The following is a 24156-nucleotide window of genomic DNA, read 5'->3' on the forward strand; positions in this document are numbered from 1 at the left end:
GGAGCGCTCATGTATTCACGTAAAAATTCAATGGAAAGTATTCCAGAGGAATTAACGGAGGTTTGGTCATGCACACAGGATGATTGCAAAGGATGGATGCGTGATGACTTCGCGTTTGAAGTGGAGCCTGTGTGTCACCTGTGCCAATCCCCCATGATCAAGGAAACAAGAACTCTGCCCTTGCTTGTCAACACGAACAAACAACAGAAATCCCTTGGAAAAGGGATTCAGATCGAGCGTAAATAGCATAGCCGCCAATGCGTACTACAAGCGGACATCGCGTTACGAAATCACGTTAACGAAATCGCGCTGATCCCCGAGTTCCGGATGACCTCGGAGCTCTGGAGGAGCGCGTCATAGCGGGCGGGTTGTCATATTGATGACAGCTCGCTTTTTTTTGATGGGAGCCGGCATGAAAGACCGGAGATGACAGATGCCTATGGAGATGAACGTACAGCAAGAGCTGTGTCCGAAAGGTTAAGCTGTTAAAATACTCATCCGCTGAATGAAAGGGGAAGACATGGAACCAACAATCATCACGAATAAAGAAGCTCTCCCTGCACCCAAGCAGAGGAAGCTGTGGATCGTTTTCTTGCTCGGAAGCCTGTCGGCGTTCGGGCCTTTGTCGCTGGATATGTACTTGCCGGCCCTTCCCAAGCTGGCCGACGATCTGAATACGACCGTTTCACTGGCTCAGATGAGTTTGACCGCCTGCATGCTGGGACTTGCGCTGGGCCAACTGCTCGCAGGCCCTTTGAGCGATGTGAAGGGAAGACGGGGACCCTTGCTCGTGGGACTGATGGTCTACACCGTAACATCGGTGCTGTGTGTGTTCACGAGCAGCATCTGGGTGTTCCTGCTGCTTCGGTTTATTCAGGGACTGGCGGGCGCTGCGGGAATTGTCCTCTCACGCGCGATGGCAAGGGATATGTATGAAGGGACGGAACTGACCAAATTCTTCTCCATGCTCATGCTTGTCAATGGAGCAGCGCCGATACTGGCTCCGATTCTCGGCGCGCAGGTGCTGCTGTTTGCGGATTGGCCGATCGTATTCATCGTGCTGGGCGTTTATGGGCTTCTGATGCTCGTGTGCGTATTTGCCGGACTGAAGGAGACACTGTCTCCCGAACGCCGCTCGACGGGCGGAATCCAGGCGACGCTCAAGACGTTTGGCAATCTGATGAAGGATCGGGTGTTTATGGGCTATGCCTTGACCCAGGGCTTCATTATGGCGGGGATGTTTGCCTATATTTCAGGCTCGCCATTCGTGCTGCAGGATATTTATGGCGTATCGCCGCAGATGTTCAGTTTGATTTTTGCCTTGAACGCGCTCGGCATTATTGCTGCTGCCCAAGTGACCGGACGGCTTGCCGGCAGAGTCGATGAAGCGAAGATGTTCCCGGCCGGGGTGACGCTGGCCACCATCGGCGGGGTGCTGCTGCTTGGTGCGCTGGCTGTTGGAGGCGAGCTGTACCTGGTGCTGCCGCCGCTGTTCCTGGCCATAGCAAGCGCCGGCATTGTCAGCACTTCCGGTATGGCACTGGCGCTGCGCAACCACGGACATAATGCCGGCAGCGCATCTGCGCTGCTCGGACTGTTAACGTTCATTATCGGCGGTATGGCTGCTCCCCTCGTCGGCTTGGGCGGGAAATCGACGGCATTGCCGCTTGGCATCGTGATTGCTGCCTGTGAGCTGGGGGCGGTTCTCTGCTACTTGGGCATGGTGCGGCGGAAGCGATAATCCGGTTTAACCTGATATAAGGATAGTTGTGCATATAGGAAACTCCGATCACCTGGCTGCTGATCGGGGTTTTTTCGTCTGTTTGTTTATGACCTGCACACGGCGCTTCGTCGTTCGGATGTTCGGCAGATGAAGAATTTAGGCCTGATGGCATGGTTGTTGGTGCAAGGGCCGAACCGAAGTGCGCTGCAACGGACAGCATACGATGCTTTTTGACAAGCACCAGGAGAGCGGTCATATGGACCAAATTCCTATAACCCGAAAAAGCGATCCCTAATACGAAATCTGAAACCTTACATAAAGGGTGAAGGGAGTATAAAATCAAAGTACACATCAACATTGTAAGGGTTTACATTCGACAGTGCTCACCTGGAGGTTAGAATTATGCAGAACACACCACAAGCTGGGGCTTTACCCGACATCAGCATCGATCCGGCGGCCAAACCGGGGCCAAGTCCGGAGGACAAGCGGCAGGCCAGAAAGCAGTGGCTCAAGAAGCTGTACAGTCAGCGCCACCTGCAGATTATGGCGCTGCTTGGTGTCGCTTGGATGTTCGTCTTCAACTATATTCCGATGTACGGGATTATCATCGCTTTCAAAGAATTCAATATCATCAAATCCATTAGCGAAGCCCCGTGGGTTGGCCTGGATCACTTCAGGGAGTTTTTCTCCAACGATGATTTTGCGGTGGTCATGAAGAATACACTGGGCATCAGCTTGCTCAAGTTGTTCATTGGATTTCCGCTGCCGATCATCTTTGCGCTCTTCTTGAACGAAGTCCGATCGGTACGCTACAAGCGAACGATTCAAACGATATCGTATCTGCCGCACTTCCTGTCCTGGGTTATTCTCGGGGGGATCCTGATCACCTGGCTGTCCGACGTCGGGGTGATCAATAAATTGCTGCTGACGCTGAACCTGATTAACGAGCCGATCACGTATCTGGCGGAACCGCAATATTTCTGGGGCATTGTCATCGCCTCGGATATATGGAAAGAGCTCGGCTGGTCGGCGATCATCTACCTGGCGGCCATTGCGAGTGTGTCGCCGGAGATGTATGAGGCAGCGACGATTGATGGAGCTGGCCGCTTCCAGAAGATGTGGTACATTACACTTCCGAGCATCAAGGCGACGATCTCGATTCTGTTCATTCTCGCCATTGGCGGTGTGCTTAACTCCAACTTCGATCAGATTCTCGTGCTCCGCAATCCGCTCAATGAAAGCGCGAGCAACGTTATCGACATTTTTGTGTATCACACAGGGCTTCAGAACGGGCGATACTCCTACGCGCAGGCGGTCGCATTGTTTAAATCGGTGATTGCCATCATTCTGCTCCTGATCGCGAATCGCGTCACCAAGAAGCTGAACGACACATCGCTATTCTAGGGAAGGGGAGTGCCTTGTATGTTTAAACGAAAAACAAAAGGCGAAGCGGTTTTTGACCTATTTAACAACTTCGGCATGCTGATTGTGTGCTTTATCACCATCTATCCGATCTGGTACGTGCTTGTGAATGCCTTTAACGAAGGGCAGGATGCGATGCGCGGGGGCATCTATTGGTGGCCCCGGGTGTTCAGCCTGGAGAACTTCGAGGCTGTATTCCAGAGCTCCGGCATTATGACGGCGATGGGAGTGACTGTCGCCAAGACGGTAATCGGCGTTGTGGTGCACGTGCTGTTCACCGCGATGGTCGCGTACGCCTTCTCCCGCAGAGGGCTGATCTTTGGCAAGTTTTACATTTTGATGGGGACGGTCACGCTCTTCTTTGGCGGCGGATTGATTCCGACCTACCTGTTGATTCGGGATTTGAATATGCTTGACAGCTTTATGGTATATATCATTCCGGCCATGTTCAGCTTCTTCGATCTCATAATCTTCATGACCTTCTTCCGGGATATTCCCGATGGTCTTGAGGAAGCAGCCAGAATTGACGGGGCCAACGACTGGTCGATCTTCTTCCGGGTTGTGCTGCCGGTATCGATGCCGGTTGTCGCGACGATCGCGCTGTTCCACGGCGTGTATCAATGGAATGATTACTTTACCGGTGTCATTTATATCAACAATGCCGACTTGCAGCCGATACAGACCTATCTGTACAAGGTTGTTGCCCAGTCAAGCTCCAACCAGATGATGGCTCAGGTTCCGGGCGGTGTGGCCAAGACGGTCACCTCGCAGTCGATCAAGCTGGCCACGATGGTTGTAACCACACTGCCGATTGTGTTTGTATATCCATTCCTGCAGCGATATTTTGTCAAAGGCATGATGATTGGCTCAATCAAGGGCTAATGGATCCGGCGATTGCCGGGGCTGTCCGCTTCAGTGAATGCTGCAAGTGGACAGCGCATGTCTTGACATGATATAAATAATAATTTTAATACAAGAAAAGGGGAAAAAACATGAGCAAGATGCTTAAGCCAAAAAGCCTTCTGTTGTTGATGTTTGCGCTTGTGATGGCCTTTACGACGGCATGTTCGTCGGGTGGCGGCACAACCGCTTCCGAGAAAGAGCCAGAAGCGCCGGCAAACGACGTACAGCTGACTGAAGATCAGCCGGGCTGGCAAGTCGACACTTCACCGATTACATTTGACTGGTATATTAACTTCGCCTGGTTCCCTAGCAAATGGGGTGAGGACATCACTTCCCAATACGTGACGGAGAAGACGGGCGTCAACATTAACTTCATCGTACCGGCTGGTAATGAAGCCGAGAAGATGAATACGATGATTGCATCCGGCAGCCTGCCTGACTTTATTACCCTCGGCTGGTATGAGGACGCGGTTAAGAAGATGATTGAAGGGGATCTGGTATTGCCACTGAACGAGCTGGCCGAGCAGTATGACCCTTACTTCTTCAAAGCAACAGATCCGGCGAAGGTATCCTGGTATACGCAGGAGGACGGCAACATTTACGGCTATCCGAATGCTTCCTCCTCGCCGAAGGATTACGAGAAATTTGGCGACAATATTACGTCCAACCAGACGTTCCTTGTCCGCAAGGATATGTACGAGGCGATTGGCAGCCCGGATATGCGCACACCGGAAGGATTTTTGAAAGCGCTTGAGGATGCCAAGAAGATGTTCCCAGAGGTTAACGGTCAGCCGCTGATTCCGCTTGGTCTGCATGACTTCCATGATAAAGGAAACAGCTCGCTCGAAGGTTACCTGCAAAACTTCCTGGCCATCCCTTATGATGAGAACGGCCAGCTGTTCGATCGCATTACTCACCCAGATTATGTGAAATGGCTGAAGACGCTCCGTCAAGCGAATGAAAAAGGACTGCTGTCCAAAGACATTTTCGTAGATAAGCGTCCGCAGATGGAAGAGAAGATCGCTCAAGGCCGCTACTTCGCTATGCTGTTCCAGCGCAGCGACATGGCAGCTCAGCAGAACGTTCTGTATGCTAATGACCCGAATTCCGTATATATTGCTGTAGACGGTCCGGCTAACTCCAACCTGGATCAGCCAACGCTGTCGGGTCCTTCGATCTCCGGCTGGACCGTAACGCTGATCTCCAAGGATGTTAAGGATAAGGCACGTGCCATCCGCTTCTTGAGCTACCTGATCTCGGAAGAAGGACAACGTGACACGTACCTGGGTAAAAAAGGCGTAACTTGGGATACCATCGACGGCAAGGATCAGTTCCTGCCTGAGATTGCCGAGCTGCTGAACAGCGACCGCAGCACTTTTGACAAGGAATATGGCGCATCCCACACGTTCTGGATGATGATGGACAACAACATGACTGTAGATTGGGCTCCGCCTGCCGTAGAGCCGTTCAAGCAGATGGAAGACTGGACACGCGGCAAAGCGCAAAGCTTCTCCCAATTCGACCTGATTGATCCAGATGGCAGCAGTGAAGAGGGAATTATCAATGATAAAGTGCTGATCGAGTGGGGCAAGGCGCTGCCGAAACTGCTGCTCGCTTCATCCGAGGCTGAGTTTGATAAGATCTGGGGTGACTTCCTGGCGAAGCGCGATTCCCTGGGCTACGCCAAGGTACAAGAATATAGACAGAAGAAGTATGAAGAGAATGTGCAGAAGCTGGAGGAATTCCTTCAGTAATCCCTCTCCCCGTGGGAATGCAATAGGAAATTAACGGCTGCAAGGTACCTCGTGTCCGAATAAAATCGGATAAGGGGTGCCTTTTGCCGCGTGAAGAGCTATGATAGTGATGTTATCACGTATCGGCGGGTCTTACTTGCCGGTAGAAGTCCAAGAAACAACAGGAAGTGACCCGTCATGAATCGTATAGCGTCAATGGTTGAAGATTTTCGATATTGGTTCGGGCGCAGATCGATGCAAAGCCGCCTGGTGGCCACGTATATTGTCATTCTTTTGATTCCTAGCATCATCGTGTCGAATTACTTCTTTACCCAGATTCAGGACACGTATATCAGCGATGCGCTGAATCAGAATTCGTTTCTGCTGGAAATGGAAAAAATCAATATGCTAAGCCAGATTGAAGCGATGGAAGTGGCGGCGCTGCTAGCGGTTTCAGATTCGGCCATCAAGGAATACCTGAAGACCGATGACGAGCTTGAACCGGCTGGCCTGATTGATCTGGCACGAGGGCCGATCAAGGATATCGAGCGAATCCAGACAAATAATCCGAATATTTTGCATTTGCGACTGCATACGAACAATCCGTTTGTGATGGAGATCTGGCCGGTGATTTTTCAGGAGCGGCGCATTATTCAGGAGCAGTGGTATGCCGATGCCAAGAAGCTGGATGGGCGAGAGATGTGGGTGTTCAATCATCGGGACCCGGATCTGCTGCGCCGGAATGCAACCGACGTGTTCGAGGAGCGGCCGAAAGTATCGCTCATTCGCGAGATGGACATCGGGGCGTACTCCGGTATTCTCCAGGTTGATATGCTTATGATGCATTTTGCTCCGAAAATGTTCGCTGGCATCTACGATGAGGGCTCTCAGATGGCGATTGTGGACCGGGAGGGCCGGTTGTTCATGGACCGCAACCAGTCGTTTATGGCGAATAATGAAGCGCTTCAGCAGGAAGTATTGTCACAATTAGCCATGTTGAAGGAGCAGGCCGAGGAGAACGAGGAGCGCAAGGATATCGTCCATACCCGGTTTGTGGTGGAGGGAGAACCGTATCTGCTGATCACCACGTCTCTTGAACGTCTTCAGGCGGATGTGCTCAACGTGGTGTCTTTGGAGGGGGCGCTTGATCAGGTGTCCGGGGCGCAGAAGCAGATTATTACCGCATTTGTCATTCTGATCGGTGTGCTCTCGGTCATTACGTATTTCATGAATACGTTTATTCTGAAAAATCTGCGTCGATTAACGGAGACGATGAAGCGTGTCAGAAGGGGTGAGGTGGAATCCCGAATCGATATTCGCGGCGGCGGAGAAATCGGGGAGCTGGCCCATCATTTCAACAAGCTGATCCATACCATTCACGAGCTGATCGCCCAGGGCGTTCGCAAGCAGGCTGTGACTAAGGAAGCGGAGCTGCGCACGCTTCATAGCCAAATCGACTCTCATTTTCTGTATAATACACTAGAAAATATTAAGATGCTGGCGGAGATCGAGGGTCAGCGGACGATATCAGATGCATTGACTTCCCTTGGAGGGATGATGCGCTATAACTTTAAATGGTCAGGTGAGTACGTCAAGCTGAAGGATGAGATCCAGCACATACGCAATTATATTGATGTGATGAACATCCGTTTCGACGAGCCGGTCCGGCTCGAGCTGTGCATTCCATCAGAGTTCATGGAGCTGGAAATGCTGAAGATGTCGCTGCAGCCGATCGTGGAAAACGCAGTGAAGCATGCATGGCCAGGTATTGAGGACGGAGAGCGCAAGATTAAGATCGAGGTCGTGGCCTGGCAGGAGGATGAGATCACCATATATGTGACCGATAACGGGATCGGAATTGAGCCGTATCGGCTTGGCCGCCTGAACGAGAATATCCGGATGTCGGAGTTTCATGAGCTGCCGCAGGCGGGATATGCCCGCAGTGATCAACGGACAGAGGGCATAGGTCTGCGAAATGTTCATCAGCGTATCCAGCTCTTTTATGGCAAAGAATACGGTCTTGACGTAAGCAGCGAGGAAGGGCAGTACACCATGGTCACCATCACGTTTCCAAAGGTGTTAATTTCAAGAGGGGGCATAATAGATGAGAAGTCTGATGATCGTGGATGACGAGCGTAATATCCGGTACGGACTGAAGACGATGATCGAAAGAGAATTTCCGGACATGTATGATATCCGTATGGCCGCTCATGGACGAGAGGCTGTGGGGATTTACCAGGAACATGCGGCAGATATTGTCATAACGGATATTCGTATGCCTGTGATGGACGGAATCGAGCTGATTAAGTCCCTGGCTGATATGGAGAGCGGAAGCGGGCGAGGGATAAGGCCGATTGTGATTATTCTGAGCGGATATGATGATTTTGAGTATGCGAAGGCTGCAATCCAGTATCAAGTCAAGGATTATTTGCTGAAGCCGATCCGGAGGGATGAGCTGTTTGCCGCTCTCCGAAAGTCGGAGGAAGCGCTGAGCCGACAGGCGGATATGACCAAGAAAGTGGCGGAAAGCGAAATGTATCTGCAGCAGCTTCGAATCGAGCGTCTGAAAGAGCTGCTGGAGCTTCCGGAAGGTCAGGAGATGAATGAGGAGAACGGTGAGGGAGCGATTGGATTCGATGCCTTTACGAAGCCGTTCTGGGTCGCCGTGATGAAATACAAGTATATGGATGGCACTGTTATGAATCGGGATGAATTGAAGCAGTTGGTGGAGAACCTGCATGACGGATCGCTAGGCAAGGTAAATGCTTGTTTCCATAACGGAACCGGAAGAGTTGTCATGGTTGGCAGCTCCATGGAGATGTTCGAGGAGTTGTCCCGGACGTTTGCAGTAAGAGAGCTGGATGGACTGTTCCTGGGGATCAGCAGGGAAGGACGGGAGTATACGGACATTCGGAAATGTTACAGAGAGGCGTTTACAGCGCTGAGCTATACGTTTATCTATCCGAATATCCGGCTGATGAAGCATAAGGACATTGAGGGGCAGCGCCGCAGCTATCCGGTGCCGGAAGAGGGAATACGCAGATTGGGCAACCTGCTGGGCACGGAGCGAGAGCGCGATCTGAAGGTTCTGCTGTCGGAAATTTTTCACATAGAGGATATGCCGAATGTGGACATCGAGTATTTGGAGCGGGTGAGCCGGCGGATCAATGAACAAGTATTTGACGAGGTGTTCCGCAAGTATGGGGAGTCGCTGGTCGAGGTGCTCAAGCTGTACCGCAGAGTCGGCACGATGGACAACTTCCGTCATTTCCATGACTACTATCGCAATCTGGAGTTTCTGCTGCTGGGGGTGAATGATTACATTAAAGGCGTTCGCACCGCCCACAGCGAGCATTCGGAGATTAAAGCGGCGATAACCTTCATGGAGGAAAACTACCATAAACCGCTCAATATGGCGATGGTGAGCAATCATGTATCTTTGAATTATTCGTATTTCAGCGAGGCGTTCAAGAATCATACAGGGGAGAACTTTGTGGTCTACCTGAAGAAGCTGCGAATCGCTAAGGCCAAGGAGCTGCTGGAGAAAGAATCGATGAAGACGATGGATATCGGCAAGGCGGTCGGCTTCGAGAATTCCAAGCAATTCTCCCGCGTGTTCAAGGAGCTGGAGGGCATTTCCCCGCATGAGTACCGGTTGAAGCTGCAGATCGAAGCGAGCTTGAACAGCGATTCGGACTGCAGCTAGGACATTCCCCTGCAGCTTATCAGGCCCTGGGAACCATGTTGATGTTCTGGGAAGGAAAGCAAAGGAAGGAGCCTTGCGGCACACACACCCACGCCTTAAATTGTATGGAGAAGAAAGCAGTCCTCTCTTCATTGGGGGGCTGCTTTTTGCCATCTTGATGCGTGTTTGTTGCCTTTCCGTACCTCCTTAGCATCATTATCCCTTTTGTTCAGGAAGGTAGCTGCCCTGACCAAAGGGGATAATGATGCTAAGCCCCCGGTAAAGCGAGTCCGTGCTTTGGCCACGACCACGACCGCACGATTGCACGGGGCCCGCATGGACCCCATCGACCGCATGACTGCACGGTCTGCATGAACCCCGTCGACCGCACGACTGCATGGCCTGCATGGACTCCAGCGACCGCATGACTGCACCGACTGCACGGCTGGCTAACGCTAAGGCCCAATAGAAAACGCGTGCCTGAGAGGCACGCGCTGCATAGTGGAGTAAACGTATCTTTCGTCAAACGACAAGTCTCTATCTTATTGCCCAGCTGTAGCGGCGGACTCCATGCAGGACAGGTTCATCGCCATTTTGCGGGTGATTTCCTTCTGCCATTTCTCATCGCCAAGCTGAATCGCCAGATTCAACAGGTCCAGGTAATCGTCAATCTGCAGAGAACTACGCTTAAAAGTGGTTTTCATCGGGCATCCGGCTCTCCTTTTATATAAACTCGCAGTCAAGGGGGCACGTTCTCAGTGCTTTCTCACTTGTCCGGTAATGATAATCATTATCATATAACTACCTTCATTATAACGACTTCCCGGTCAAATGCAAGTTTTTTTGTAGGATTATTTAGCCGAACGCATTATTTCATAAAGAAACGCTGTCGATACTGGCGCGGGGAAATCCCTTCGATCTTGGCAAAAGAGGATGTAAAGTAGGCCGCGTGATTGAAGCCGACCTCTTCCGCAACACGGCTGATGCTCATGTCGGTTTGCAGCAGCAGCATTTTCGCCTGTTCGATCCGGTAGCGCTGCAAATATTCGACAGGGGAGCAGCCGAATTCCTTCTGCATGCATCTGGCGATATAGACCGGGTGAAAATTGATGCTGTCCCCGAGCCTCTGAGCTTTGAAGTCCTCCCGGTAATGCTGGCGCAAATAAGCGGCAGCCTTCTCCGCGCAGGCGGATGAAGGAGAGGCGGCGGGCGTGTCAAGCGCCGCGGCCAGCTGCTCGATCAGCTCCTGAAAAACGACCTGCTGCCGCCACAGCGACTTCGGCTGATGGCCATGCTGGGCGAGCGAGGACAGTGCGGCCAGCAGTTCCAGCGCTTTCGCAGGCTGGGGCAGGGTGCCGAACAGCGGGATTTTGATCGTGAAATAGTTAGGCGTCATTGCCTTGAGCTCCGTAATCTCTTCCTTCCTTAGGAGTGTGCCGGACTCGTCCGCGCTCCACTCGCCTGAAGTTTGAAAGTGGAGCCAGTAATAATCGGTATCCACCACACATCCTCGGGTCCCGTAATGGTGGGTATCCGGCCGCAAAATAAGGAACATGCCCGGCTTGATCTCATACGGACGGCCATTCTCGGTGACGTCCAGCTGTCCTCTTCTCACAACAAGAAGATCGAAGATGCCGATATTGATGCGATTCGGATGTCCGGCTCCGATGGGAGCATGGGTCATCCCGCTATGAATGTATTCCGGAAGCGGGGGAACCCGGAAGTTCAGCAGTGTCATAAAAAGAAAGCCCTTTCGTAAATTCGAGGTTTGAATATTTAAAATTTACGTTCGTAAACTGATATTTTATCTCCAGTATACCATCTATAATGTGTTAAGGCTAAACGCGGTTTGGCCCAAGTCAGACAGAATTGCTCTATACTTCACTGGAGGTTGGAATGTTGGATAAAGATACTAAAAAATTCACGTTATGGGTACTCGCATGGCCCATATTTATTGAGCTGTTCCTGCAGTTTCTGCTGGGGGCAGTTGATACATTGATGGTCAGCCGGATATCGGATGATGCGGTGGCCGTGGTCGGATTCTCCAACCAGCTGTTTCAGGCGATGACGACCCTGTTCGTGACGGTGGCCAGCGGTGCGGGCATCCTGATCGCCCAGAAGCTCGGCTCCCGCAAGTCTGGCGATGCACGAATCATCGCGATTATGGCGGTTAGTTCGACAACGATCATCGGGATTGCATGCAGCGTCGTTTTGTATGTCATGCCCGAATCGATTGCTTCGGTCCTGCAAATGCCGGAGCATCTGCTGCCGCTGGCAGGAACGTATATTTCCATCGTCGGCGGGGGCATGGTACTGGTTGCCATGATGTCCACGCTGAGCACGGTCATTCGCAACACGGGCAATACGCGCGGGCCGATGTATGTGGCGATTGGCATGAACATCATTCATGTGATTATGAACTACGGGTTTATTTTTGGTGCGTTCGGGTTCCCGGAGTGGGGACTGGCGGGTGTGGCGATCTCTACGGTGGCCAGCCGTTTGCTGGCGGTGCTGCTGCTGATATACATGTTCCTGCGGTCGTTTGAATACCGGATCAAATGGCGTGAATTCAAAGTCTTTGATCGCCCGCTGTTCGGCGAAATTCTGAGAATTGGCTGGCCGCTTGGCGTCAATCTGTCCTGCTGGGTGTTCTCGCAGCTGATCATTTACGCCTTCATCGCGACTCTTGGAGCGACGGAGCTGGCGGCAAGAACCTATATGAACACGCTGGAGTCGTTCTGCTTCCTGCTTGGCTCCTCGATTGCTATGGCTGCCCAGATTCAGATTGCGCATCTGTACGGGGAAGGCCGCATCCGCGAAGCATACCGGAGTGCTTACCGGGCGCTGGGGTTCGGGCTAATCTATGTCGTCGTGAACGCGTTCATTCTGTATGTGTTCGGCAAACAGCTGCTCGGTCTGTTCTCGAGTGACCCGGCGATTATTGCGCTTGGCGCATCCCTGCTCGGGATGAATCTGATTCTGCAGCCGGGCAAAATGATCAACATGGCGCTTGGCAACTCGCTGAACGCAGTGGGCGACACCCGGTTCACGATGTATATCTCGCTCGGCTCGATGTGGATTGTGGCGACGGTCCTGTCCTATGTGCTGGGCATCCGGCTGGGCTGGGGACTGATCGGCATCTACTCCTGTATGATTGCTGACGAATACTTGCGTGGAGCGCTGTCATATCTTCGTTGGCGCGGTCAGAAGTACTTGCGGAAGGCAGAGAATCCGGACGGAGCTGTTCCGGCAGATGCCGTGAAGAAGCCGGGAGAACCGGTTGCAGCTGCGGGTGTGTAACCTATTAAGCGATGGGACCTGGTCCGGTACGGACGGATCAGGTCCTTAGTTTCCTGCTAACCTGCCTGCATGTTATATTTAGAATGCAAGTGAGGATCGGGATGAGTGTGCTGCCTTGCAGATAAGATGTCCCGTCCTTCAGGCAGGACAGGCCTTGGATAAGGTTCACGGAGGATAACATGAAGAATACCATTTCAGATATTGCAAAAATCGCGGGTGTGGCCAAAAGCACGGTGTCGCGCTACTTGAACGGCGGTTCGGTCAGCGAGGCAACCCGGCGGAAAATCGAGCATGTCATCAAGGAAACGGGATATATCCCGAACTCCTTTGCCCAGAGCTTGAAAGCGAAGAAGACCAGCATGATTGGTGCGGTGGTGCCCCGGCTTGATTCCTTCGCTTCATCCCAGACGGTGACCGGCATGGACGAAGCGCTGCGGGAGAGCGGCTACCAGCTGCTTATTATCAACACGAGCCAGGATCTGTCGCGGGAGATCGAGGCATTATATGACCTCGCCAGGCAGAAAATATCAGGGATCGTCTTATTTGCTACACAGATCACAACGTCTCACCTGACGGCGATTGAGGAAATCGGAATCCCCGTTATTCTACTCGGTCAGCAGCATCAGGATGTCCACAGCATTATTTATGATGATTTCGCGGCGGGATATGATATTGGCCGGTATATTTTAGCCAAAGGGCACCGGGATATCGCTTATTTAGGAGTAACCGAGAAGGACGTGGCCGTAGGAGTCCAGCGCAAGCTTGGATTTCAACAGGCGCTCAAGGAGCATGGGGGGGCTTCGGCCGACTTTTATGAGAGCGGGTTTCGAATGTCGGCAGCGGTCGAAGCGGCCTCTGACATTCTGGGCAGCCGTGACCGGCAGCCTTCAGCGATCGTATGCGCAACCGACAACATTGCCCTTGGGGTGATGAAGGCAGCCCATATGCGGGGAATCCGGATTCCGGAGGATATCTCGGTTACAGGCTTCGGGGGTTACGATGTGACCGAAGTCATTCATCCCGGTCTGACCACCATCAAATATGGCTATGCAGCGGCGGGCCGTCTGGCAGCCCGGCATGTCATCAAGCTGGTGCAGGAGGAGCATGTTGATCCGCTTACCGTATTGTCCTATGAATTTATGGAGCGGGAAAGCGTTGACAATCGGAAATAACATCCTTTATACTCTAATCAAACGGAACCGGTTCCAATATGGTGAAACGCCTCTTTGGAACTGTGTTCATTATTTTTACTATTCACTGGAACCGGTTCCAATCAAGGTGTTGTTTTAGCTGTTTCATCGTTGGTGTTTCGTGCCGCCACAACTCATTCAGTAAGGAGAAGGATATGAACAGAGAACAGAAATACCGCCGCCTGGAACAGGCTTCTCCCGAAGAAATATCGGACTTGAGGAAGAAGGTGAGGGATAGCGTCTGGAGGCAGACGTATCACATTCAGCCGATTACCGGCCTATTGAACGACCCGAACGGATTTGCTTATTACGCAGGTGAGTATCACCTGTTCTATCAATGGTTCCCGCTGGGCGCCTACCACGGGCTTAAATATTGGTACCACACGGCATCGAAGGACCTGGTCTTCTGGCGCAATGCCGGCATCGCCATCGAGCCGAAGGAGCCGTATGATCAGTATGGGGCTTATTCAGGAAGCGGCATCGTAAAGGATGACCAGCTGTATCTGATGTACACGGGCAATGCCAGGGACCGGAACTGGAACAGGCGCTCCTATCAGTGCATGGCTGTGATGGATGCGAATGGGACAGTGACCAAGCTGGCCGAGCCGCTCATTGACCATGTGCCGGAGGGGTACACCGAGCACTTTCGCGATCCGAAGGTGTGGAAGGATAAGGATAGGTATCGGTGCGTGATCGGTGCTCAGCGGGTGGACGCTACGGGAACCGCCGTAATGTATGAGTCTCTGGATCTTCTGGAATGGCAGTTCGTCGGGGAGATCCAGACGAAGCTGAAGCATTTTGGCTACATGTGGGAATGTCCGGATTATTTTGAACTGGATGGTCAGGGAGTCCTGCTGTTCTGTCCGCAGGGCATTGCGCCAGAAGGAGAACAGTTCAGAAATATTTATCAATCCGGCTACCTGACCGGTCAGCCGCTTGACCGGGAGACGCTGGTGTTTGAGCATGGCGCCTTTCAGGAGTTGGACAGGGGCTTTGATTTCTATGCGCCGCAGACCATGGTGGATGAACGAGGACGCCGTATCCTCGTCGGCTGGTTGGGGCAGGCGGAGATCGGTTATCCGACGGATGCGCATGGCTGGGCACATTGCCTGACCATTCCGAGAACGCTGGAGCTTCGAGGCGGCAAGCTAGTGCAACAGCCGGTTGAGGAGCTGGGTAAGCTGAGAAGAGAGCAGCGTGAGGTTCAGGACACTATAACCAATGAGAAAAAGTCTTATGCAGGTGTCAGCGGCACTGCATTTGAGCTTATCGGCGAGTTCGATGAGATCGATGCGGAAGCAGTAGGAATCGAATTCCGGGCGGCGGGGGCGGAGCGGACCGTCATTCATTATGACACGGTCCGGCGAACGTTAACGCTTGACCGTTCGGAGGCCGGGGCGATGATTGACAGCACGCACGGCTCGACCCGCTCATGCAGGCTGGAGGCGAAGCGCCTCAAGCTCCATCTGTTTGTGGACACCTCCTCGGTGGAACTGTTTGTGAATGATGGGGAAGAGGTGTTTACAAGCCGGATCTTTCCACATCCGGACAGTACAGAAATTCGCTTTTTTGCCAATAACGGCAGTGCCCGTCTGAAGGTCGTCCAATGGGACGTGGCGCGGGCCGTAAATGATATGGAAGGGAATGAATGAGCATGGCAGCAAGCAACCAGGAGATTGCTAAACAGGTCATTGAAGCCATCGGCGGCAGGGAGAATATCGCCTCCTTCGCGCATTGTGCAACCCGGCTTCGCATTATGGTTCACGATCAGCAGAAGATCGACCAGAAGAAGGTTGAGAATATCGACAAGGTAAAAGGGGCTTTTTTCAACGCCGGTCAGTATCAGATCATCTTCGGTACCGGTACCGTCAATCAAATCTTTGAAGCTGTGGAGAAACTCGGGCTGGAGAGCACCAGTACCGAAGAGCTGAAATCCGAGGCCAAAAAATCAGGCAACGTGCTTCAGCGCGCGATCCGCACGTTTGGTGACGTGTTCGTCCCGATCATTCCGGTATTGGTGGCGACGGGGCTGTTCATGGGACTTCGAGGGCTGCTGACCCAGGAGACGGTGCTCGCCTGGTTCGGGATGGCGCCGGACGATATTTCGGCTAACTTTCTCATGTTCACCCAGGTGCTGACGGACACGGCATTTGCGTTTTTGCCTGCCCTGGTGGCCTGGTCAACTTTCAGAGTGTTCGGGGGCAGCCCGGTGCTGGGCATCGTGCTTGGCCTGATGCTTGTCAATCCGGCCTTGCCCAATGCCTACAACGTAGCCAACGGGTCTGAAGAAGCACTGATCATGTTCGGTTTTATCCCGGTGGTTGGCTATCAGGGGTCGGTATTGCCCGCGTTCTTCATGGGGCTGCTCGGAGCGAAGTTCGAACGCTTCCTAAGAAAGCGCATTCCTGATGCGATCGATTTGATTATTACTCCGTTTGTCACATTACTGGTCATGATCCTGCTCGGTCTGTTCGCGATCGGTCCGATCTTCCATTCGCTTGAAGATGTCATTCTGAGTGCGATCATCTACCTCCTTGATCTTCCGTTTGGTATCGCGGGACTGTTGATCGGCTTCTTTAATCAGATCATTGTTGTAACGGGAGTTCATCATATCTTTAATTTCCTGGAAATCCAGCTGCTGGAGCAGACAGGGCGCAATCCGTTTAATGCCATTGTCACCAGTGCTATGGCGGCACAGGGCGCAGCTTGTCTGGCTGTCGGCATGAAGACGAGAAACAAGAAGCTGAAAGCATTATCTCTGCCGTCCTCGTTCTCCGCATTTCTCGGCATATCGGAGCCTGCGATATTCGGGGTGAATCTGCGCTATGTGAAGCCGTTCATTATGGGTCTCATCGGCGGAGGCATCGGGGGCTTCATGGCCTCGATCTTCAACCTGGCGGCGACCGGCATGGCGATTACGGTGATTCCAGGCACACTGCTGTATCTGAACAGCCAGCTGCCGATTTACATCCTATGCAATCTGACCGCGATGGCGGTGGCCTTTGTCCTTACCTGGATGTTCGGCTTTAATGATAAAATGATGGATGAAGTAAAGACAGAGTCGAAATAACGAGCGTGAAATAGCCTATGAGCAAGCATGTGCAAGGCGTCTTCGCCGGGTCTACCACCCGGGAGAAGGCGCCTTTTTGTTGTTGGCAGCCGTTCCGCGCTGCTGCAGGCAGGGGGCACATGACAAGGAGCTCGTGCTGCTAGATCGCGGGAGCTGCTTTTCACCAGCCATTTTTTGCATGGCCCCCACAATATGAGAAAATAAAATAAATTAAAACTTTTCGTTTCCATGCCGGGTATTGTAAGTGATTGGCCAATTGGAAAGGAGGCAGCACGGTTGGAACACGACCTTATCGTACGATTACAACAGGAATACAGTGATGAGTTGTTTGAACAGCTATACCGGCTGTATGCGGATCGTGCGATCCGTACGGCAGCAGCGATTACCGGCAGTGCGGCGAGCGCCGCGGATGTTGTGCAGGAGACGTTTATCCGGGTATACCGCAATTTGGGCTCCTATGATCTGGACAGACCGTTTGAGCCTTGGTTTTATCGGATTCTCTATAATGAGTGCAATCGTTATTTAAAGAAGCATGCCAGAATGGTGCCCTCGGAAATTTCGGAGGAAAAGGATCTTCCTTCGGAGACGGACACTTACGAGTTTGATCGCCACGGCGAGGTGTATGAAATGGTGCAGCAGCTGGATGACAAGCATCGCATTCCCGTCATCCTGAAATACTTGAATGACCTGGCGGAGAAGGATATCGCCGAGCTGATGGATCTGAATGTGAACACGGTGAAGTCAAGGCTGTTTCAGGCGAGGAAGAAGCTGAAGGAATGGGTATTGAACAGAGGAGGGGAGTTTCATGGCTCGTGAACACATTGACAAGCAGCTGAAAGACGATTTGGAAAAAGGGACAGAGGATGCCCTTCGCTACAAAGAGGAAATTTGGACAGCGATCAAGGGACGCATTGAAGAAGAGCGGATGGATGGTCAGGCGAATAATAAGGAGTCTGCCGTTCCCGGCTCGGAGGAGCCAACATTCAGAGCACGCGGAACACGGCGGGGCCGCGGACGCTCCCGTGCTGGCAAACGTGCAGGACTCCTCCTGCTGACGACGGCGGTGGCGGCGTCCATATGGGTCGGTCTGAATTTTCAGAGCGCGCCGGTCCAGGCGTGGTTCGATCAGGTGAAGGCATGGTTCGCTCCTCAGAAGGAGGTGCAGCAGGAAATAGAAGGAATGCCGGAGAGCAGCGAGAATTCGCTGTATGAAGGGGCAAACAGTGACTATGTCATCTACATTGACGAAAGCTGGTTCCAGATGATTCATGGAGACGGGATAGACCGGATCGAGCCGAAGGAGAAGCCGGAGGATGATCGCTATCCAGAAGTGTATATGGAGATCAGCCAGCGGAATGAAGCCCCTCAAGCTGTGGCTGAGCAGCTTCAGGCTGAGCTCAAGGATTATCCTAAACTGGAGGCTCAATCGATCGAAGAGCCTGTCCAGGGATGGGAAGTGCGCGCCATTGGCGGCAGCGGCGGACAGGAATGGGATGATCCGGTGATCCGTTACTATGTGTTTGATAACGAGCAGGGAGGCAGCTTCACCGTGAAGCAGCATTATTTCCTTGAAGCTTCGGAAGGTTACGGAGCGAGATTTTATCATATGATGAAGGAGTTTTATATTACGGGTTCAGCGCCGCCACAGTAACCGAAATCAATGAACAGCATGACAGTGAAAAGTATCGGAGAAGATGAGAAGATGAATACAAAGCGCCAGAGAGTGACGGAGATAAGCGACAGAGAGAGATAACAAGGCGTATGAAAGGGAGTTCAGCGATATGCACAAACAGATAGCGATTGTGATCACCATGATCGGCGTATTGATACTGAGTGGCTGCAGCGGGGAAGGCAAAGCGCCTGCTGAAGAGGTTGGAGGTCCAGGAGGCGAGCAGGGAATCGATATCACGCTGCCAGAGTCGGAGCGTGGGGAAGTCGATGATCCGGCAGTGGCGGAGCCGGAGGACGGAGCTGACGATAACGGTCCAGCAAAGGAAGGTAACTCGGAAGGAAGCGATAAGGAAACAGCGGGAACGGAGGATGCCGGGACACCTGTGCCGGAGAATTCAAATAATGATGCCGGCATGTACACAGCCGATTCGCTGAAGGAGCAGCCGATTCTGGGCAAGCCAGCAGCCGAAATTCAAGCGATGTTCGGTGAACCGTCGGCTGTCGAGAAGCTTCCGGGCTTCACAGCATGGAGATATGACTTTGCGGAGGAAGGGTACCGGTTTGATTCCGAGGTGAACGCTGTAGATATCGAGGGCCTGACGAACGGACAGATGCGGGCTCAGCTCATGGTCATGCTCGACGGGGATGTGGCCAAGGAGTTTTATGTGCATCATGTCGTCGAAGACCAGATCATGACCTACTGGAAAACCGAAGAGAATGCAATAGAGTACCCAGCCGGGGCGGATTAACCGCCCCTTTTTTTTTATTTCGCTAAGCCTCACCGAAAAGATTCCATACCTCTTTGGACCAGCTCGGTAGACGAAGCGCAGAAGGGGATTCGGGACGTAAAGTTGCCGCTCACAGTTCCTGAACGGCTTAAAATTTAGAATATCTAAGATAATGATTATTGTGGTTATCCTGGTATTTATGTAAATTTAAGGGGCGCTTTCATCGATAACATGAAGTAATGATACTCGGTAGGAAGAGGTGAGCGTGCAATATTATAAGTTCGGGAGGATGATGATGGTATGCTGATGCTAAAGACAGAAGGTAACCCCCCTTGTCCAAGAACAAGGAAAAGGCCGAAAGTGACGATGCTGTCCCTGCTATTGTGTTTGTTGTTGCTGATTCAGACGGGATCCTGGACTGCCTTTGGCTCGACGAACCATGTAAGCGCTGACATTCTCTACGCAGTGCAGGACGATTTCGATTCCGAACCTGTCGGACAGCCGCCAAGCGGCTATATCGTCTCTCCAAGCCCTTCCACCGCCCACAATCAAGTGACGGTAGCAGCTGCTCCCCAGCGCAGCGGTCACGCGCTTTACATCGAGGATCGCTCTTCTTCCGCCCAAACTCAGCTCATTCGCCAACTGGATCAGCCCCTCACAGGCATTGTAACCGTACAATTTGATTGGTACCACGAAGGAAACGTGCGTGCTAGCTCGCTTCGTCCGATGGAGATTTTCTCCTCTGCTTCAGAGTCCTCTTCAACTACGATCGTCGAAATTCAGACCCGTGACGGCGGACGGCATCTAGCCCAAACCGTTAACGGTACACATCATCAGCTTGTTACCGACTTTGCCCCGGACACATGGTACCGCTTCAATATCGTGATGAATACCGATACCAAAAAGGTTGATACGTACGTTAACGGTGAACTGAAGCTGGAACAGGCTAACTTTGCTTCGACCTCCGCAGCTCAGGTGCAGCGCCTGAAGATCTATTCCCAGAACAGTCCGACAATCGGTCAATACATCGATAATCTGTACGTGTATATCGGCAGCAATCCAGGCACAGATCCGGGGCCGGGACCAAGCCCAGGCACCCCCGATCCGGGAACAGATCCAGGTACAGGTCCAGACCCAGACCCAGACCCTGGCAGTCCTGATCCGGGCACGAATCCTAACCCGGGTCATCCACAGGATCCCGGTCCGGCACCAGAGCCTGCAGAAGGCGATCTTATTGTGGCACCGAACGGACAGGAGGGTAGCCCCGGCACCCTGAATCAACCGACCACGCTGACATCCGCCATTACGCGCATTCAGCCCGGGCGGACCATCTATATGCGCGGCGGCACCTATGCCTTCAGCGAGACGGTGTTGATCGAGCGTGGCAACAACGGACTGGAGGGAGCGCGTAAACGCATTGTAGGCTACAACGGTGAAAAGCCTGTTCTGGACTTCTCAGCCCAAGCGTTCGATCCGATGAACCGCGGTCTCCAGATTAACGGCCACTATTGGCATGTTCAAGGAATTGAGGTTAAGGAGGCCGGGGATAACGGCATATTTATCGGTGGCAATTACAATCGAATCGAAAATGTGGAAACCCATCATAACAAAGACACCGGTCTGCAAATTTCCCGCTATTCTTCTTCCGCCACACGCGACGAGTGGCCTAGTTACAACGAAATTATTAATGTTTACTCCCATAACAACTATGACCCGGACGACGGAGAGGACGCCGACGGTTTTGCGGCCAAGCTGACATCCGGTCCAGGCAACGTGTTCGACGGGTGCATTGCCGCCTATAATGTCGATGACGGTTGGGACCTTTACACCAAGAGTGACACCGGTGCCATCTACCCTGTCATTATCCGCAACAGCATCGCATACAACAACGGTTCGACCGAAGGCGGCCATTCCACCTCCAACAGCGACGGTAACGGGTTCAAGCTGGGCGGCTCGAATATTCCAGTCAACCATATTGTCGAGAACAATATGGCGTTTGGCAACAAGAAGCATGGATTCACCTACAATAGCAACCCGGGTTCGATTACGATGACCAACAATACGAGCTGGAATAACGGGACCCGATCAGGCAGCAACTTCGCTTTTGACAGAGGCACGCATCTGTTCGCGAATAACCTATCGTTCGAAGCCTCGTCAAGCGACAAGTACGCGACCAGCGCGGATATCGACGGTTCCAACCTGTGGTGGCACAATACGAAAGGCAGTCAGAATGCCAAAAACCTGAAGGTAACCGCATCGGATTTTATCAGCCTGATCCCAACGGTCAGCCGCGATGCTAACGGCGCTCCCGTCATTGGCGGCTTCCTGCAGCTGACCGGCAGCAGCAGCCTGAAAGGTGCAGGAACGCCGGCAGGGACAGATATTGGAGCACGCTTCCCGAGATAGCGGGATGCAAGTCGGGGTCCTTCCCATATTATGACGATCGAAGAACATAACGTACACCACCGGAGAGTGCCACTCATTTGTGAAACTGGGTGCTCCCGGTGGTGTTTTTGTAACATGAGGTGGCTTGTGTGTGTCTCAAGCTCGCGATCCCCATAGCGCCCTCCGCATTTATGTAATGTTTTATAACATAATTGTTCGGTAGATAAACTAAGATTACTGGGAATGACATTGCCAACTTTTTCTTATATATACTCAAAAACGAATGAAAATAATGGGATATCTCTAATATTCTTAATTTGAAAGCGGATTCCCTTGTCGATGTCAAGTTTGTCATAATAACTGACGTTAAATACAATGAATTTACATTCATACCGGTTTTCGCGTAATAAAAACTTACATAACATCAAGGAGTGAGCGTACATGAAGAAAAGCACAAAACATCCTCTGGCCGTATGGAGCACGGCAGCCTTGGCGGCATTGATGATCTCGGTGTCCCCTGTTGGGGCTTACACGGCACAGGCCGCAACCGTAACGGAAGTGAAGGGAACAGCAACCGTAGTAGCGCCTCCGGCACCAGCAGGCCCGGTTCGGAATACGACCATTCCTCCGCTATTGGATGCCTTCAAGCAGTCCCAGCGTCCAAACGTGCTCGTCATTGGCACCGGCGGAACGATTGCGGGGCAATCGACGGATGCTACCAGTTTCCAGACCTACAGGGCGGGTACGCTGGCGATTGAAGACATGGTGAATGAGCTTCCGGACAAGGATAAAATGGCGGACGTCAGCACGCTCCAATTCGGCAACGCTGGATCAGGCTCCTATACGTTTAATGACCTGTACGACTTATCGTTGACGGTTGACAAAGCGCTGGAAGTGTATGACAGCGTAGTGGTCACGACAGGCACGGACACGATGGAGGAGATCGCGTATTTCCTGGATCTCACCGTTCAGAGCGATAAACCGGTAGTTATTACAGGCGCCATGAGACCATGGACGGTGGTGGGCTCCGATGCCCAGGCCAATCTGTACAACGCGATCAAGCTGGCTGCCAGCGGACGGACAGAATCGTTCGGAACGGTGCTCATGCTGAATGACACGATTCATCCTGCTCGCGGTGTGACGAAAACCGATGCTAACCGTATGGACACTTTCCAGACTCCAATGCTGGGTGCTATCGGATATGTTGATGAGAAGACCATCCGTATCTATCGCGCTCCAAAACGTGTGACACTCCCTGAGGGAGAAGGTAAACCGGTCTTCGACTTGTCGAAAATCTCCAAAGAGGATCTGGCCAAGGTGGAGATCGCCGTTTCCTATCAGGAAGCTGGCGGCGGCGCGATTCGAGGCTTTGTAGCTGACGGAGCACAAGGTATCGTAACCGCTGGAACCGGTGCAGGCGGCATCTCGCGAGACATGAGTGCAGCCCGCAGGGAAGCCATCGAGAAGGGCGTTATCTTCGTATCGACGACGCGCACCGGATCGGGCAGTGTGTACAGCAGCGGTGAAGGGATTATCTCTGGTGATAATCTGAGCCCTCAGCAGGCACGGGTACTGCTTCTGCTCTCGCTTTCCTTCACTAAGGATTTCGATACCATCAAAGGTTGGTTTGAAACTTACGGGACACCGGAAGTTTGATTCATACATTGGTTGTGGATACTTGCTTAATGATCTAATTGTAGTTCCTTCCTCTTATTCCTATATATTGTTGCCGCCAGGGCTGCCCTGGCGGTCTTTTTTTCTTGCCCATTGCCTATTGTCATTACCGGTTGTCCATTACCGGTTGTCCATTACCCATCGCCCGTTAACCGCCGTTCGTTGCAATTGCTCTTTGCCCACTACCCGTTGTTCGTTGCTGTTCGCCCGTTCCAATCACCTGTCCCAATCACCTGTCCCAATCACCTGTCCCAACTATCTGTGGCTCATCACTCGTTGTTCGTTACTTTTGCCCTATACCCTGTTGTGACATCTTTTCATGATTATCCCTTTTGTTCAGGGTTAAGGGGGGGATGCGAAGAGGAAGAGAGGGCGTGAGGAGCCTAGAGAACAGGGGCATTTAAGGGAGCAAGTAAGGGAGCAAGTAAGGGAGCAAGTAAGGACAGATTGATATACAGGGTTGCAGGAAAATAATAGATAACAAATTGACGGTTTCCGTTGAAAACAGAACGTATGTTTGGTATAATATAGGAGAAAACGAACGTATGTACGTAAATTTAGAGTTCGGGAGGATGAGCAGATATGGAGTTTCGTGAGGAGGCAGTGCTTCAACCATTCCACAGCCGTTACCACAGCGAGGAAGCCTGCATGGAGGCGTTGATCGCGATGAAA

17 protein-coding genes and 1 pseudogene are annotated in these 24156 nt (G+C 52.3%); 16 read left to right on the top strand and 2 right to left on the bottom strand.

The genetic code is table 11. The features are described from left to right. Positions 1–9 precede the first annotated feature (9 nt). The 7 genes from CHH67_RS07410 to CHH67_RS07440 all read left to right on the top strand — a co-directional run bounded on the left by CHH67_RS07410 (position 10) and on the right by CHH67_RS07440 (position 9487). Positions 10–246: a cold-shock protein gene (locus CHH67_RS07410; RefSeq protein WP_095264532.1), complete on the top strand. Its 237-nt coding sequence runs from the start codon at positions 10–12 to the stop codon at positions 244–246. Positions 247–520: 274 nt separating this feature from the next. Continuing rightward, positions 521–1741, top strand: a complete 1221-nt coding sequence (locus CHH67_RS07415; RefSeq protein WP_095264533.1) for a multidrug effflux MFS transporter — start codon at positions 521–523, stop codon at positions 1739–1741. Positions 1742–2125: 384 nt separating this feature from the next. Then, on the top strand, positions 2126–3127 hold the full coding sequence (locus CHH67_RS07420) for an ABC transporter permease (protein ID WP_095264534.1): 1002 nt from the start codon (positions 2126–2128) through the stop codon (positions 3125–3127). A gap of 18 nt (positions 3128–3145) precedes the next feature. Continuing rightward, a complete protein-coding gene (locus CHH67_RS07425; protein ID WP_095264535.1) occupies positions 3146–4027 on the top strand; it encodes a carbohydrate ABC transporter permease in 882 nt (293 codons plus the stop codon). Positions 4028–4137: 110 nt separating this feature from the next. Beyond that, a complete protein-coding gene (locus tag CHH67_RS07430) occupies positions 4138–5802 on the top strand; it encodes an extracellular solute-binding protein (RefSeq protein ID WP_176475642.1) in 1665 nt (554 codons plus the stop codon). A gap of 177 nt (positions 5803–5979) precedes the next feature. After that, positions 5980–7911 (top strand): sensor histidine kinase, encoded by a 1932-nt coding sequence (locus tag CHH67_RS07435; RefSeq protein ID WP_095264536.1) that lies wholly within the window; start codon positions 5980–5982, stop codon positions 7909–7911. Continuing rightward, positions 7886–9487 (top strand): response regulator, encoded by a 1602-nt coding sequence (locus CHH67_RS07440; protein WP_095264537.1) that lies wholly within the window; start codon positions 7886–7888, stop codon positions 9485–9487. The genes CHH67_RS07435 and CHH67_RS07440 overlap by 26 nt, the downstream gene beginning before the upstream one ends. A 521-nt stretch (positions 9488–10008) precedes the next feature. On the opposite strand, the gene CHH67_RS26155 is transcribed toward CHH67_RS07440, so the two are convergent. Both CHH67_RS26155 and CHH67_RS07445 read right to left on the bottom strand, forming a co-directional pair. Then, the gene (locus CHH67_RS26155; protein WP_179292079.1) at positions 10009–10170 is read right to left on the bottom strand and encodes a hypothetical protein; all 162 of its coding nucleotides are present in this window, start codon (positions 10168–10170) and stop codon (positions 10009–10011) included. A gap of 164 nt (positions 10171–10334) precedes the next feature. Continuing rightward, entirely contained in the window at positions 10335–11204 is an 870-nt protein-coding gene (locus CHH67_RS07445; protein WP_095264538.1) for a helix-turn-helix transcriptional regulator, read from the bottom strand. A gap of 158 nt (positions 11205–11362) precedes the next feature. Here CHH67_RS07445 and CHH67_RS07450 point away from each other — a divergent pair, with 158 nt between their 5' ends. From CHH67_RS07450 to CHH67_RS07495, 9 genes and pseudogenes are all read left to right on the top strand, one after another. Then, positions 11363–12766, top strand: coding sequence for an MATE family efflux transporter (locus tag CHH67_RS07450; protein WP_095264539.1), 1404 nt, complete (start codon positions 11363–11365; stop codon positions 12764–12766). Between the two features lie 179 nt (positions 12767–12945). Then, positions 12946–13938, top strand: coding sequence for a LacI family DNA-binding transcriptional regulator (locus CHH67_RS07455; RefSeq protein WP_095264540.1), 993 nt, complete (start codon positions 12946–12948; stop codon positions 13936–13938). A gap of 173 nt (positions 13939–14111) precedes the next feature. Continuing rightward, complete coding sequence (locus tag CHH67_RS07460; RefSeq protein ID WP_095264541.1) at positions 14112–15608, top strand: glycoside hydrolase family 32 protein; 1497 nt, start codon at positions 14112–14114, stop codon at positions 15606–15608. Continuing rightward, the gene (locus CHH67_RS07465) at positions 15605–17026 is read left to right on the top strand and encodes a sucrose-specific PTS transporter subunit IIBC (protein WP_095264542.1); all 1422 of its coding nucleotides are present in this window, start codon (positions 15605–15607) and stop codon (positions 17024–17026) included. The genes CHH67_RS07460 and CHH67_RS07465 overlap by 4 nt, the downstream gene beginning before the upstream one ends. 276 nt (positions 17027–17302) lie before the next feature. Then, positions 17303–17842: an RNA polymerase sigma factor gene (locus CHH67_RS07470; RefSeq protein WP_095264543.1), complete on the top strand. Its 540-nt coding sequence runs from the start codon at positions 17303–17305 to the stop codon at positions 17840–17842. Further along, positions 17832–18677, top strand: coding sequence for a hypothetical protein (locus CHH67_RS07475; protein WP_095264544.1), 846 nt, complete (start codon positions 17832–17834; stop codon positions 18675–18677). Before CHH67_RS07470 ends, CHH67_RS07475 begins: the two co-directional genes overlap by 11 nt. 130 nt (positions 18678–18807) lie before the next feature. Beyond that, the gene (locus CHH67_RS07480; RefSeq protein WP_095264545.1) at positions 18808–19446 is read left to right on the top strand and encodes a hypothetical protein; all 639 of its coding nucleotides are present in this window, start codon (positions 18808–18810) and stop codon (positions 19444–19446) included. A 1197-nt stretch (positions 19447–20643) separates the two neighbouring features. Further along, positions 20644–21831 (top strand): annotated as a pseudogene (locus CHH67_RS26715) (right-handed parallel beta-helix repeat-containing protein); the annotation flags it as partial. A 420-nt stretch (positions 21832–22251) separates the two neighbouring features. After that, positions 22252–23466, top strand: coding sequence for an asparaginase (locus CHH67_RS07495; RefSeq protein ID WP_095264547.1), 1215 nt, complete (start codon positions 22252–22254; stop codon positions 23464–23466). The last annotated feature ends 690 nt before the right edge of the window (positions 23467–24156 follow it).

This window comes from Paenibacillus campinasensis (assembly GCF_002272015.1).
Taxonomy (GTDB): Bacteria; Bacillota; Bacilli; order Paenibacillales; family Paenibacillaceae; genus Paenibacillus_AQ; species Paenibacillus_AQ campinasensis.

Coding starts and splice junctions, on each gene's coding strand:
- CHH67_RS07410 (WP_095264532.1), top strand. CDS start 10: ATGTATTCACGTAAAAATTCAATGGAAAGTATTCCAGAGGAATTAACG.
- CHH67_RS07415 (WP_095264533.1), top strand. CDS start 521: ATGGAACCAACAATCATCACGAATAAAGAAGCTCTCCCTGCACCCAAG.
- CHH67_RS07420 (WP_095264534.1), top strand. CDS start 2,126: ATGCAGAACACACCACAAGCTGGGGCTTTACCCGACATCAGCATCGAT.
- CHH67_RS07425 (WP_095264535.1), top strand. CDS start 3,146: ATGTTTAAACGAAAAACAAAAGGCGAAGCGGTTTTTGACCTATTTAAC.
- CHH67_RS07430 (WP_176475642.1), top strand. CDS start 4,138: ATGAGCAAGATGCTTAAGCCAAAAAGCCTTCTGTTGTTGATGTTTGCG.
- CHH67_RS07435 (WP_095264536.1), top strand. CDS start 5,980: ATGAATCGTATAGCGTCAATGGTTGAAGATTTTCGATATTGGTTCGGG.
- CHH67_RS07440 (WP_095264537.1), top strand. CDS start 7,886: ATGAGAAGTCTGATGATCGTGGATGACGAGCGTAATATCCGGTACGGA.
- CHH67_RS26155 (WP_179292079.1), bottom strand. CDS start 10,170: ATGAAAACCACTTTTAAGCGTAGTTCTCTGCAGATTGACGATTACCTG.
- CHH67_RS07445 (WP_095264538.1), bottom strand. CDS start 11,204: ATGACACTGCTGAACTTCCGGGTTCCCCCGCTTCCGGAATACATTCAT.
- CHH67_RS07450 (WP_095264539.1), top strand. CDS start 11,363: ATGTTGGATAAAGATACTAAAAAATTCACGTTATGGGTACTCGCATGG.
- CHH67_RS07455 (WP_095264540.1), top strand. CDS start 12,946: ATGAAGAATACCATTTCAGATATTGCAAAAATCGCGGGTGTGGCCAAA.
- CHH67_RS07460 (WP_095264541.1), top strand. CDS start 14,112: ATGAACAGAGAACAGAAATACCGCCGCCTGGAACAGGCTTCTCCCGAA.
- CHH67_RS07465 (WP_095264542.1), top strand. CDS start 15,605: ATGAGCATGGCAGCAAGCAACCAGGAGATTGCTAAACAGGTCATTGAA.
- CHH67_RS07475 (WP_095264544.1), top strand. CDS start 17,832: ATGGCTCGTGAACACATTGACAAGCAGCTGAAAGACGATTTGGAAAAA.
- CHH67_RS07480 (WP_095264545.1), top strand. CDS start 18,808: ATGCACAAACAGATAGCGATTGTGATCACCATGATCGGCGTATTGATA.
- CHH67_RS07495 (WP_095264547.1), top strand. CDS start 22,252: ATGAAGAAAAGCACAAAACATCCTCTGGCCGTATGGAGCACGGCAGCC.